Origin of the sequence: Streptomyces shaanxiensis, from assembly GCF_039537145.1 — a bacterium.
GTDB classification, from domain to species: domain Bacteria; phylum Actinomycetota; class Actinomycetes; order Streptomycetales; family Streptomycetaceae; genus Streptomyces; species Streptomyces shaanxiensis.
The window spans coordinates 26,780-40,150 of record NZ_BAAAZY010000008.1 but is presented as its reverse complement, the minus strand read 5'-3'; the positions used below and the strand labels follow the sequence as shown (position 1 = coordinate 40,150).

General features: G+C 71.6%; 8 protein-coding genes. All 8 read right to left on the bottom strand.

Going from position 1 to position 13,371, the window contains the following annotated elements; translation table 11 throughout:
• Nucleotides 1-5: 5 nt before the first annotated feature.
• Complete coding sequence (locus tag ABD932_RS11910) at nt 6-1,982, bottom strand: heparinase II/III family protein (protein ID WP_345011561.1); 1,977 nt, start codon at nt 1,980-1,982, stop codon at nt 6-8.
• Complete coding sequence (locus tag ABD932_RS11905; protein WP_345011559.1) at nt 1,979-4,186, bottom strand: bi-domain-containing oxidoreductase; 2,208 nt, start codon at nt 4,184-4,186, stop codon at nt 1,979-1,981. Before ABD932_RS11905 ends, ABD932_RS11910 begins: the two co-directional genes overlap by 4 nt.
• A gap of 19 nt (nt 4,187-4,205) precedes the next feature.
• The gene (gene asnB / locus ABD932_RS11900) at nt 4,206-6,140 is read right to left on the bottom strand and encodes an asparagine synthase (glutamine-hydrolyzing) (protein WP_345011557.1); all 1,935 of its coding nucleotides are present in this window, start codon (nt 6,138-6,140) and stop codon (nt 4,206-4,208) included.
• Between the two features lie 3 nt (nt 6,141-6,143).
• Nucleotides 6,144-7,703, bottom strand: coding sequence for a Wzz/FepE/Etk N-terminal domain-containing protein (locus ABD932_RS11895; protein ID WP_345011555.1), 1,560 nt, complete (start codon nt 7,701-7,703; stop codon nt 6,144-6,146).
• A complete protein-coding gene (locus tag ABD932_RS11890) occupies nt 7,700-9,064 on the bottom strand; it encodes a Wzz/FepE/Etk N-terminal domain-containing protein (protein ID WP_345011553.1) in 1,365 nt (454 codons plus the stop codon). Before ABD932_RS11890 ends, ABD932_RS11895 begins: the two co-directional genes overlap by 4 nt.
• Complete coding sequence (locus ABD932_RS11885) at nt 9,061-10,365, bottom strand: glycosyltransferase family 4 protein (RefSeq protein WP_425587450.1); 1,305 nt, start codon at nt 10,363-10,365, stop codon at nt 9,061-9,063. Before ABD932_RS11885 ends, ABD932_RS11890 begins: the two co-directional genes overlap by 4 nt.
• Nucleotides 10,322-11,647 carry a nucleotide sugar dehydrogenase gene (locus ABD932_RS11880; RefSeq protein WP_345011549.1) on the bottom strand — a complete coding sequence of 442 codons (1,326 nt, stop codon included), beginning with the start codon at nt 11,645-11,647 and terminating at the stop codon, nt 10,322-10,324. The genes ABD932_RS11885 and ABD932_RS11880 overlap by 44 nt, the downstream gene beginning before the upstream one ends.
• Nucleotides 11,648-11,720: 73 nt before the next feature.
• Nucleotides 11,721-13,199 (bottom strand): sugar transferase, encoded by a 1,479-nt coding sequence (locus tag ABD932_RS11875; protein WP_345011547.1) that lies wholly within the window; start codon nt 13,197-13,199, stop codon nt 11,721-11,723.
• Nucleotides 13,200-13,371 lie beyond the last annotated feature (172 nt).

Here is a 13,371-nt window from a genome sequence, read left to right as displayed (position 1 = left end):
CCCCCCTAGCCGCGGAACCTGAGCACGGTGGTGAACCCCTCCGTGCCGTCGGCGAAGCCGGTGCCGACCAGCGTGGTGGCGGGTTCCTTGCGCCCGAAGCCGGGGGAGTACCAACCCAGCGGCGGGTCGGTCTCGCCACGATGGGCCCGCCAGCTCAGCTGCCCGGGCAGGTCGAGCACCGCGGAGCGGTCCTCGCCGTCCCGGGTCCAGGTGAGCACGGCCCGGTTCCCCACCAGGTCCGCGGTGATCGCCGGGCCGAGGTGGAACGCCAGGCGCGCGGCCCGGCGCGGCCCGCGCACCTCGTCGACCACCCTCAACTCCCGGCTCGCAGCCGTCAGTTCCACCCGGCGGCGGTGCACGGATCCCTGGTAGCCGTCGTGCTCGGCGCTCCAGCGGGCCGTCCCCCTTTCGGAGCCGCCGGATGTGTCCGCGACCAGGACGCGGCTGCGGGCCTGCCGGGTCCACAGGAACGGGCCGCCGGAGACGGACTGGTCAGCGCCGTCCAGTTGCAGGGTGTTGTGGCCGAGGGTCGACCGGAAGTACTGCCGCCACTGGGGCTGCCCGTGGTAGCAGTACGTCCCCGGGTCGGCGAGCACGTCGATGCCGTCGTGCCGGACCTCCACGGACAGCGCGTCCGCGTGGGCATGCGCGGCGATGGACAGGAAGCCGTGCGGACCGCCGTCGCAGCGGCACCAGATCTCTCCCGCCCCTTCCGGTCCGCGCAGGATGGTCATGCCCGCGTCGGCGAAATGGGCCGGTCGGCCTGCCGGGCGGGTCACGGCCGGTGCGGTTTCGTTCTTCGAGTACGGCCGGATGAGCGCGGCCAGCAGTGGGGTGCGCACATCGGTGCCGGTCACCGTCGGCCACCAGGCGAGCCGGCCGAACACGGCGTCCCCGGTGGCCAGCAGCGAGGCCCAGCGGTCGGTGCCCGCGCCGTCCACGACCAGACCGTGCCCGTCGTCCGCGTCGCCCTGGCGGGGCGGCCGTAACCGGCCGTCCACGATGGCCGCGAGCGCATCGGTCATCCGCAGCAGCACGAGCCGGACAGCCGGGGGGACCGGCACGGCCGCGGCATCCGCCTCGGCCACCGCGGCCAGGCCGAGCTCCAGCACCAGTCCGTGATACTCGGTGGCCAGCTCGCGGTTGAGGCCGGAGCCGAAGGTGTTGCCGCGCAGATGCCGCTCCAGCGACCGCAGCGCGTCGGCCTGCCAACGCGCTGATGAGGGGAACCACCCGAACGCGCAGGCCGCTGCGAACTGCCCGGCGGCCTCGGCGATGACGTGGTTGTTCGCCGAGGACCCCCGGCTGGGGAAGGCGGCCAGCCAGCGCTGGTGGTGCCAGATCTGTTTCAGCGCCACCGGGTTGCCCTCGAACAGCCCGGCCGCGCCCGGCCAGCCGTCGAGCAGCCGGCGGATCCACACCCAGGACAGCAGCCGGATGCCCAGCTCGATGCCGCTGATCCAGTGCACACCGCGCAGCGGCGGGTTGGCCGCCCACCACGACCGCAGGTGCTCGGCCACCCTCTCGGCGTACCGCTCGTTCCCGGTGATCGCGTAGGCGGCGGCGAGCACGGTGAGGTACTGATGCCGGGACAGCTCCCAGATCTGCTTGATGTCCCCGACCGCGTCCTCGTTCCGGTACGGCACGTCGAAGGCGTAGCCCCACGGAGCCCGGCGCCCGGTCTTCGGGTCGCTCCACCAGTCCGGGTCGGTCAGGTCGTCGCGGACCACCCCGAAATACTCGGCGTGCCCGTACATCAGCCGGTCCGCCTCGGCGATGAGACGCTTCGCGGCGTCCGGAGGTATGGCGGCGATCGTCCCGGCGGGCAGTACTGCGGTGAACCGGGCGCCGGTAACCGTCGGGCAGTTGGGCCGCGCCGACCGCCACCGCCGCCTGCGTACCGCGTCGCTCACCCGGCCCGCGACCTCCTGCGGTCCCATCCGGGACAGCCGCCGCAGGTACCAGCCCGCGCTCATGGTCATCGTGCCCGCTCCAACGTCACCGGCGCGCCCCCGGCCAGCCCGGCCTGCACGGCGAGGGTGGCCGCCGTGGTGGCGACCAGCGACTCCAGCGGCACGGGCATCGGCCCGCCGGTCCGCACGGCCTTGATGAACGCGGCCAGTTCGGCGTTCTGCCCCTTGTCCCGGGCTTTGGGCAGCCGCGAACTGACCCACTTCTTGGGGCCGACCCCTCCGTCCGCAAACAGCGAGGCCCGGACGAAGTCGTCGAGCCGCAGTACCTTGCCGTCCGCGACGAGGTCCAGCGTCTCCTTGGGGAAGCCGGGCGCGCCGGTGGTGACGTAGCTGATGGTGGCGGTGGACCCGTCCGGGTAGCGCAGCACGACCTGAAGGTCCTCGTTGCCGGACGCGGCGACCGCGTACACCGAGACCGGATCGGCCCCGAGCAGCCAGCTCGCCGTGTCGATGAAGTGCCCGCCCTCACCGGCGAACCGCGAGCCCTCGGTGCCCTGTTGGAGGTACCAGCTGCCGTGCTGCAGCCGGCCCGCGTTGACCAGGTAGCGCAGGCTCGCCGGACCGGTCCGGGCGCCGAACCGCTTCTTGGCCTCGGTCAGCAGCGGCGCGAACCGGCGGTTGAAGCCGACCTGCAGCCGGTCGTTGCCGGACTCCTCGACCGTCGCGAGTACGCCGGCCAGCTCGTCCTCGGTGAGGGCCAGGGGCTTCTCCACGAACACAGACTTGCCTGCCAGCAGTGCTCTTCGGGTCAGTTCGGCGTGCGAGCTGTGCCGGGTGACCACGAACACCGCGTCGATGGACTTGTCGCCGAGTACGGCGTCGAGATCGGTCGTCGCCTCGGCGAAGCCGAACTTCCGCTTGGCGTTGGCCGCGGACAGCGCCGTCGTGGTGACGACGGTCGACAACTCGACGCCGTCGCGCTGTGCCAGGTGCGGCAGCAGCATCGACGTCGCGTAGTTTCCCGCGCCGACGAACGCGAGGCGCACCGGCGTCCTGGCGGCCCGGGCCGGCGTGGACACTCCGCCGCCGGGTCGCTTCACCGCGGGCACGGCCACCGCCGGGGCCCCCGCTTCCTCCGCCTGCCCCGCGTGTTCGGGGTACCGGAACAGCACGGCCACGGCCTTCAACTCGCCGTCTTTCAGGCGCTGGTACGTTTCCACGGCGTCGTCGAAGTCGGCGATGTGGGAGACCAAGGGCTCCACGTCGACGCTGCCGCGGGCGACGAGATCGAGGAAGCACGCCAGGTTGCGGCGCTCGGTCCAGCGCACGTAGCCGATCGGGTAGTCCCGTCCCTCCAGCTCGTACTCCGGGTCGTAGCGCCCGGGGCCGTAACTGCGGGAGAATCGGACGTCGAGTTCCTTCTCGTAGTACGCGTTCCACGGCAGGTCCAGGCGGCACTTGCCGATGTCGACGACCCGGCCGCGGTCCCGGCAGAGCCGGGCGGCCAGCTCGACGGGCTGGTTGCTGCCGCCGCCGGCGGCCAGGTACACCTGGTCCACGCCGTGACCGCCGGTGAGTTCGGCGACGGAGTTCTCCACGGCCGAGGAGGCGGGATCGCCGCAGGCCGCCGCGCCCAGGCGCTCGGCGAGCTCGCAGCGCACCGGGTCGGGGTCGGCCCCGACGACGCGGACTCCGGAGGCGGCGAGAAGCTGCACCACCAGCTGCCCGATCAGGCCGAGGCCGATGACCAGCGCCACCTCGCCGAGCTGTGGCTCACCTTGGCGGACGCCCTGCATCGCGATCGACCCGACGGTGCCGAAGGCGGCGTGCCGCGGCGCGAGGCCGTCCGGCACCGGGACGTAGAGGTTCTTCGGCACCCAGTTCAGCTCGGCGTGCAGCGCGTGCTCGTTGCCGGCGCAGGCCACGAGGTCGCCGACCTTCACGTCGTCGATGCCGGTGCCGACCTGCTCGACCACCCCGCACAGCGAGTAGCCCAGCGGCGTGTAGGAGTCCAGCTTGCCCATCACCTTGCGGTAGGTGGCGGGCACCCCGTTGGTGGCCACGCTCTGCATGACCTTGGCCACCTGGTCCGGCCGTGAGCGGGCCTTGCCCAGCATCGACATGCCGGCCTCGGACACCTTCATGAGCTCGGTCCCGGTGGATATCAGCGAGTAGGCGCTGCGGACCAGCACACCGCCCGGCTTGCACCCCGGCACCGGCACGTCGAGCACCGCCAGCTCGCCGCTCTTGTAGTTCTGTACAACCTGCTTCACCCAAACTCCTCTGAGATTCCTAAGCGGTTAACCGAGTGCTCTGACCGGACCCAGAGGTCGCGTCGCGATACCAGTACTCGAGGGTCAGCACATGCCACAGATGCTTGGAGAAGTCCCGCTGCCCGGCGGCGTCCTCGGCGACCATGCGGGACAGCGCGTCGCGGCGCAGAAGCCCGGAGTTGACGAGCACCCCGTCGTTGACCACCTCGCGCACCAGCGGTGCCAGATCCCGGCTCATCCAGGCCCGCAGCGGGGCGCTGAACAGGCCCTTGGGCCGGTAGACGATCTCCCGGGGCAGGATCGAGGTGGCCGCCTCCTTGAGGACGGCCTTGCCCTGCCGTCCGACGATCTTGCGATCGCCGGGTACGGCGAACGCCGCCCTGACCACCTCGACGTCCACGTACGGCACCCGCACCTCGGTGGAGGCGGCCATGCTCGACCGGTCCGTGTACGTGAGGTTCAGACCCGGCAGGAACATCCGGGCGTCGCCCAGGCACATGCGGTTGACGAAGTCGTCGAGGTCGTTGTCCTGGTAGATGTCCGCGTGCTCGGTCAGCACGTCCTCGACCGTCCCGGCCAGGTCCGGATCGACCAGGGCGAGCAGCTCGTCCTGGTCGTACATGGTGTAGCTGCGCCGGAACGCGGTCTCCTCCGGCAGATCGGCGAAGGAGAGGAACCGCTTCGCGAACCGCACCGACCGGTACCCGCGGCGGGCCGTTGCGACCGGCAGCCGGTCCACGGCCCTGGACAGGCCGCGCCGCAGGGGCCGCGGGACGCGCTGGTAGCGCAGCGCGATCAGGTTGGCCAGGTGCTTGCGGTACCCGGCGAACAGTTCGTCGGCACCCATCCCCGAGAGCATCACCTTGACCCCGGCCTCCCGGGCGGCCGAGCAGATCAGGAACGTGTTGATCGCGGCGGGGTCGCCGATCGGCTCGTCCAGGTGGTACGTCATCTGCGGCAGCAGGTCGAGCACGTTCGGGGCGATCTCGATCTCGTGCAGGTCGACGCCGAAACGCTCGGCCACCTGCCGGGCGTAGCGCAGGTCGTCCGGCATCGCCTCGAACCTGGCGTCCTCGGCGCGGAACCCGATCGTGTAGGCGGAGATCCCGGGTTGGTGGCGGGCCGCCAGGGCGGTCAGCCAGCTGGAGTCGAGACCGCCGGAGAGGAAGGTCGCGACGGGTACGTCGGAGAGCAGGTGCTGCCGCGTCGACTCCTCGACGATGGCGGCCAGGTCCGGCCGCTCGCCACTGCGGGCCCGCTCCTGGCCCTCGGCGGCGACGTCCCTCAGGTCCCAGAAACGGCCGCGCTCCACCCGGCCGTCGGGCCGGCATCTCAGCCAGGTCCCCGGCGGCAGCTTCTCCGCCTCGCGGAACGCGCACCGCGAGTCCGGCACCCAGTAGTAGAGGAGCGAGGCCACCAGCGCCGCATGGTCCACCTCCAGGGACCCGCCGGTGGCGGTGGCGAGCGCCTTGAGCTCGGAGGCGAACACCAGGCCCTCGCCGCGCCGGAGCAGGAACAGCGGCTTGATGCCCAACTGGTCGCGGGCCAGCACCAGTTCACCGGTTCGCTCGTCGAAGATCCCGAACGCGAACATGCCGCGCAACCGGGGCAGACAGTCCGTGCCCCAGCGCCGCCAGGCCTCGAGGAGCACCTCGGTGTCGGAGGTACCGCGGAAGCGCACCCCGGCGGCTGCCAACTCGGCACGCAACTCGGGCGCGTTGTACAGCTCGCCGTTGTACGTCAGGACGAGGCCGCCCGAGACCATCGGCTGGGCTCCGGTCTCGGACAGGTCGATGATGGACAGCCGACGGTGCCCGAGGTGCACTTCGCCGTCACCGGCGGGGTGGCTGTAGCGGCCCGCCCCGTCCGGACCGCGGTGGGCGAGGGTATCGGTGAGCCGGTCGGTCACGACCTTCCCGTCCGGCCATCGGTAAGTACCTGCGATGCCACACATGTCCTACCGCGCCTCCTGGTCGCTGTCCGGGATTCGTACGGCCCATGACGGCTGCTCCGCCCGCGGCAGGCCCTCCCCCACTGCCTGAACGGCGTGGGAGGTACCCCCACCGTTCTGCCGGGCCGGCCGCTCGCTCCGGCCGCGCAGCGCGGTGTGCAGCCCGTCCCACAGCGTGCCGTCGGTCCGGTCACGCGGATCGGGATCGATCAGCACCACACCGATCACCGGAATGCGCTGGTCCGCGAGCTGCCGCGCCACGGTGTGCAGCCATGCGGCGCTGCCGTGCCCGGCACGCACGACGAGCACGGTCCGGGTGCCGAGGTACTGGAGGTCGGTCCACGCCGTGCCGGGTGCCACCGAGCCGACGCCGATCCGGCGCTCCTGATGCGACACGTCCGCGGCACGCTCGCCGCTGACCACGGTCGGGTCTCCTGGCTTCGGGCGGCGGCCGGCGAGCCGCGGACGGGGCAGACCGTCGATGATGACCACCGGCCCGTCCGCCGCCAGTGCCCGGGCGAGGTCCAGGGCGATCACACTCGCGCTGCGCGCGCAGCCCAGTTCCAGCAGCGACAGCGGTTCCGCGGCGCCGCGCACGGTGCGGGCCAGGGACGTGGTGAGCCGTTCGCGTGCCGCCCGGGTCCGTCGGCGCTGCCACAGCCCGGCCGGCCGGCGGGGCGTGCGGCGCAGCTCCGCGATGACCGAGGCGCCCAGGTTCGCCGCGATCTCCCGGCGCAGCACGGGGCGGTCCGCCACCACCGTGCCGACCGCGGCCAGCGCGAGCCCGAGGACGAGCCCGAGGACGAGTCCGATCGCGGCGTTGGTGGCAGCGGCCTTGGGTAGGGAGTGCCGCACCGCGCGCGGGGCGTCCACGATCTGTGTGCCGGCGACGACCCGGGGCGTGCCGGTGCGCGCCTCTGCGGCACGCTGGTCGAAATCGCTTATCCGCGAGGTGAGTTCGGCCCGGCGGGCGAAGAGCGACTCGAGGTTCGCCGAGCTCTCCGGGCCGCTCTGCGGCGATCCGTCCTCGATCGCCTTGTTGACCTCGGCGAGTTCGTCCCGCATGCGGTCACGCTGGTCGAGCAGGGTCTTGGCCTCGGCGTCCGCGGCTTCCCGTATCCGCCGCACATGGTCCGCGACGAACGCATCGGCCAGCGCCTTGGCGCGGGCCACCGCTTCCGCGTCGCTGTCACCTGTCGCATTGATCTGCAGCAGGTTGTTGGTCAAGCCGGTACCCGCGTACTCCTCCATGAAGTCCTCCGGTTTTTCCGGCGACTTGAGGGCCTGCAGGGCCTTGTCGGCGATCCGCGTGGTCTGCAGCAGCGCGACGTCGGTGCGGATCAGCGTTCCGGGGTCGTTCGGCTGGTCCTCCTGATGCGCCACCAGCACCTTGGTCACCGCGGTGGGCGGCGGCGGCATCAGGACCGCCAGCGCCGCGCCGACGAGCAGCCCCAGCAGCGCCATGGAACACCAGAGGCGGCGGCGCCTGCGCACCGCGACCACCAGTGCCTGCAGGTCAATCAGCGGAGCGGCGGCCGACGACTCCGTAGTAGTACGCGTCGTCATCCTGAACCTCCCCTCGCGTCGACGCCGACCGCGATCGGCGGCGCGGCGCCGTCCGGAGGGTGGCCGGCAGACCGCGTCGGACGGGCCCGGACCGAGCCGGCGACGACAGCGCCGACGACCTCATGCCCCGCGTCCGCACATGCCTCGGCGATGCCGGCGAGTTCCTCCGCGGTCCAGCTGCCCGCGCTGAGCACGATCAGGGCACCGGACTCGTTGTCTCGGTCCGGCACCATCGGCTGGGACACCGACACCCCCACGACCCGCAGCAGCGGATCTCTCTCGGCCTCGGCGACGAGCTGCCCGGCGGCCCGGCCGGCGATCTCGTCGCCGTCGGGGACGACGACCAGCAGCCGCCGAGGGGCAGGCAACTGGTCCCGGAGGCGGGCGCACACCCGCCGGTAGCGGATCTGCCTGCCGGCCTCGTCGCCGGAGGACTGCGGGGTCGGTAGGTCCCACCGGATGTCGATGCCCAGCAGCCGGCGGATCCGGGCCCGCGGGTCACGGTCTTCCGGCCGGTGTGCGGGCCGTTCATCGGGTACGTCGACGGTACCCAGCAGCGCCGAGCCCAGTGCCGCGGCGATCTCCGGTTCGGTGCGCAGTCGGCGGCTCACCCGCGCGGCGGCGAGATGACCGATGACCGCGAGCAGGAAGAACAGCAGCGCCCCGGCGACGATGAGCTGCATCCTCGTCGGCGGTGCCTCGCCGGTCGGCCGGGCCGCCGGCCCCATGACGACCATGTTGGCCTCGTTGGTCGCCGGGTCGGCCTGCTCCAGCTTGTCCATGGCCTCCTGCAGTGTGGTGCGCAGCTTCGCGAGCTCGGCGCGGCCCTGCACGCTCTCCACGGTCTGCCCCGGATCGGCCGCCTCGGCCAGGTCGGTGATACGGCGGCTGGTCTCCTCCACCGTCTTCCGCAGCGCCTCGGGCCCCGCCGCCTCGGGGTCGGTGTTGTCACCTGCGATCCGTGCGGCGAATGCGACGAACTGCTGGGCCACTTGGTCGGAGAGTTGCTGTGCACGCTTCGGGGTCTCGGCGGTGCCCGAGATCTTGATGATGTTCCCGTCGGCGGCCTCGGCGCTCACCCGGTCCCGCAGCTCGCTGTCACTGACCCCGCTCCAGCCGAGCGTGGCGGCCGCGCGGTCGACCACCACCGAACTGGTCGCGATCTCCGCCTGCGTCAGCAGCTCGCGTTCCTCCCACGCCCCTGGCAGCAGTACCGATGCCGACGTCGTGTAACGCGGGGGGAACAGCACAGAGGTGCCGTAGCCGACGAGCGCACCCACCAGGGCGAGGATGGTGAGAACCCGTCGGCGCCGACGGATAATCCGGCCGATCGTGACCAGCCGTATCGTGTCATCGCTCAACGACGCGGCCTCTTCCCTTTCCCTGCCCGGTCCGGGTCGCCCGGCGACACCGGAGCGTGGTCACGGCAGGCAGCGGCGTAGGCGGCGAGCAGCGACACTTGCGAGTTCCGCCAGGAGAGCGGCCCGCTGATCCGCTCCTGGCCGATCTTGCCCATCCGGGCCCGCTCCTCCGGATCGTCCAGCAACAGCGCGACGAGCCCGGCGAATTCGGCCTCGTCGTTGGCGGGCGCGTAGACGGCGGCGTCCCCGGCGGAGACCCGCGCCTCCCGGAGGTCGAAGGAGACGATCGGCCGGCCCATCACCATGTACTCCAGGACCTTGTTCATGGTCGACACGTCGTTGAGCGGATTGCGCGGGTCGGGGGAGAGACACACGTCCGCGGTGGACAGGTAGCGCACCAGGTCGGCGTCCGGAATGCGCCCGGTGAACTGCACCTGCTCCGAGAGCCCGAGCCGCCGGGACAACTCCACCATCGCGTCGAAGGCGTCGCCGGCGCCGACGAACACCGCATGCCAGTCGGTCCGCCCGAGCTCGTCGCGCAGCTTCGCGAGGGCCCGCAAGGCGTAGTCGACGCCGTCCTGCGGGCCCATGACGCCGAGGTAGCACAGCAGATGAGGCTTGCCGCGCTTCAACTCCGGCTCGGGCGGCACCGGATGGAAGCGGTCGATGTCGGGCGCGCTGCGCACCACGAAGACGTCCTCCGGCCGAAGACCGCCACGGCGCAGTGCGACGTCCCGGTAGCTCTCGTTCGTGGCGAGCACGACGTCCGCGGCCCGGTAGGTCCGCCGTTCCAGCGCGCACACGGCGCGGTAGAGTAGATCCTTGCCCCGGTCGAACCGGGAGAGGTACAGCTCGGGCACCAGGTCGTGCTGGTCGAAGACGAACCGCGCGCCACGCCGCTTCATCCACAGCGCGGGCAGGAACAGCAGGTCGGGCGGGTTGCAGGCGTGGACCACGTCGACCGGGCCGACCTTCCGGGCCAGCCGGACCGTGTGCCACAACGCCGATCCGTACTCCCGCAGGTAGCCGGCCGGCCCTCCGGTGGCCGCGCGCAACGGGTAGCGGTGGATCCGCACCCCGTCGATCACCGCTTCCGGCTCCGTGTCCCGCTTCTCCCCCCGGGGGCAGATGACGTGCACCTCCCATCCCGCGTCGCGCAGCGTCGTGCACTCCTGCCACACCCGCCGGTCGAACGGCACCGACAGGTTCTCCACCAGAATCAGCGCGCGACGGGCCTGCCCGTCGCCGCCGGCTATCTCACCAAGCAAGGCCCACGTACCCCGGTTCGGTCCGGCGCGCATCGGCGTCGGGAAGGTGGATGAGGTCGACAATCACCGGGCCGTCGCCATGGGGCAGCGCCGACAGGACGGCCGGATCCCTGGTCCCGACCAGGCAAACCTCGGAGTGCTCGAGCACCTCGTGGACGGAGTCCGCGAGCAGCTGCGCGAGGTGCGGCAGCCGGGTCTCGATGTACTCGCGGTTCGCGCCCATCAGCCGGGAGAGGCTCACGTTGGCGTCGTGGATCCGCAGGTCGTACCCCTTGCCGAAGAGCCTCTCCGCCAGCTCGACGAGCGGGCTCTCGCGGAGGTCGTCGGTGCCGGGTTTGAAGGACAGCCCGAACATTCCGATCCGGCGCTTGCCGGTGCGCTCGACCAGCTCCACCGCGCGCTGCAGATGGTCGGAGTTGGAGGGCAGCACGTGAGACAGGATGGGCACCGAGACGTCGGCCCGCTGCGCCGCGTGGACCAGGCTGCGCAGGTCCTTGGGCAGGCAGGAGCCACCGAAGGCGAAGCCGGGCCGCAGATAGGCGGGGCTGATGTTCAGCTTGCGGTCGGCCAGGAACACGTCGATCACCTGGTGCGAGTCCACCCCGAGCGCCTGGCACACCGCGCCCAGCTCGTTCGCGAAGCCGATCTTGAGGCCGTGGAACGCGTTGTCCGCGTACTTGATCGCCTCGGCCGTCGGGACCGGCACCCGGAACACCTCGCCGGGCAAGCCGTCGTACAGCGCCGCCACCACATCGCCGCTTGCCGCGTCGAGTTCGCCGATGACGGTCTTGGGCGGGTCGAAGAAGTCCCGCACGCTCGTGCCCTCGCGCAGGAACTCCGGATTCACCGCGACCCCGATGTCCACCCCGGCCGTGCCGCCGACGGACTTCTCCAGGATCGGTACCAGCAGGTTCAGGCAGGTGCCCGGGAGCATGGTGCTGCGGAACACGACGGTGTGCCGGCCCCCCTGCTCGGCCCCCTCGGCCAGCGCGGCGCCGATCTGCTCGGTGACCCGCTCCAAGTACGTGGTACACAGGCTGCCGTTGGGCTCCGACGGCGTGCCCACGCATATCAGCGACACCTCGCTGCCCATGACCGCCTCGCGGACGTCGCCGGTGGCGCGTAACGCTCCGGTCCGTACGACGTCGGCGATGAGCTCGCCGATCCGCTCCTCGACCACCGGGGCCTTGCCGTCGTTGACCAGGTCGACCTTCACCTGGTTCACGTCCACCCCGATGACCTCGTGACCCAGGCTCGCCAGGCACGCGGCCGACACGCAGCCCACGTAGCCGAGCCCGAAAACGCTGACTCTCATTGCCCGTTCCTCCCCCCAGGCAGGCCCCTTTGGCCTGCGATCCGCGCGCCGACCCGACGGCGCCCCCCGCGCATCAGTAGGCCCCCTGCCCGTAGAGCACCGCACGCAGCGTCTTCCACAAGATCACTGTGTCCAGGGCGAGCGACCAGTCCTCCACGTACCGCAGGTCCAGCCGGACCGCCTCCTCCCACGACAGGTCGCTGCGTCCGCTGATCTGCCACAGGCCGGTGAGTCCTGGCTTGACCAGCAGACGCCGCCGGATGTCCGGGCCGTACGCGGCCGACTCCTCCGGCAACGGAGGCCGTGGACCGACGAGCGACATCGATCCGGTAAGTACGTTGAAAAGCTGCGGGAGTTCGTCGATCGAGTACCGGCGCAGCACCGCTCCCACCCGGGTCACCCGCGGGTCCCGGCGGAGCTTGAACAGCAGGCCGGCGCCCTCGTTGCGGTCGGCCAGCTCGGCACGTGCCCCGTGAGCCCCGGCGACCATGGTGCGGAACTTGAGAATGGTGAACTCGCGGCCGCCTTTGCCGACCCTGCGCTGGCGGTAGAACACCCCGCCCCGACTGTCCATCAGCACGAGCAGCCCGACGAGCACCATCAGCGGCGCGAACAGCATCAGCAGGATCGCCGCGCCCATCCGGTCGACGACCGCTTTGACCGCCCGGCGGCCCCCGGTGAAGGTCGGCATGCTGACCCGCAGCAGCGGGATCCCGAGCACCGCGTCGATGTGCAGCCGCGGGCCGGCCACCTCCATCAGTACGGGGGCCACGACCATCTCGGTGTCGCTGCCTTCGAGGTTCCAGGCCAGCCGCTGCAGCCGGTCCGGCGACCAGTGCGCGTCCGGTGTGACCGCGACGACACGGTAGCCGTCGTGGCGGACGTGCTTGGCGACGTCCGTCAGTCGGCCGACGACCGGCACTCCGTCCAGTTGATCACCGTCGAGCCCGCGACCGTCCGCCGTGCACACCGCGTCCACCCGCCAGCCGAGGTGCGGGAACTTGCGGGTCCGGTTGATCAGGTCGCGCACGGTGGCCGGGCTCCCGGCAGCGAGCACCGGTCTGAGGCACCGCCCTTCCTTCCGCTGTTTGTGCAGCCAGAGGCGGAGCAGATACCGCTCGGTCATGGTGACGAGCGCGATCGCGGGGATCGCCACGAAGATCCAGAGCTTGATGTTGCGCGAGGTGAGGGCGATCCCGCCGAGAGCCAGTACGACGGTCGCCGCGAACAGCGAGCGTCCGAGCCGGCGGAATTCCTCGGCGCCCTGGCCGAGCACGGCCGGAGCCCACGCCCGGCCCACCGCGAGAGCCCCCAGCACCAGCAGCTCGGTGCAGAAGGCGAGAATCACCCACTTCTCATGCCAGTTGGCCGCGTCCCGGGCCCCGAAGAAGTTGCCGATCGCCGCCACCACCGAGGCGGTGGCCACGGTGTCGCTGATGATCACGGTACGGCGGTACCGCTGCTCCCAGTCGATCGCGGGCCGGCTGATTGCCCCGTTCGTCAGACGCCCGCGCTCCGACGGAAACGGGCTGACTAATCCCCCTTGCCGCACAGAACCCCCCAGGTCCCCAGTGGCTCAACGTGTTCGCCCAACACGGTTCCTCCCCCCGGAGGCCCCCGCCCCCGCACTGTTCCTCCCCGCGGGAGGCCCCCGCCCCCGCGCCGCGCTGTTCCTCTCCGCCGGAGGCCCTTGCCCCCGCGCGCATGACATCCCGGCTATTTCA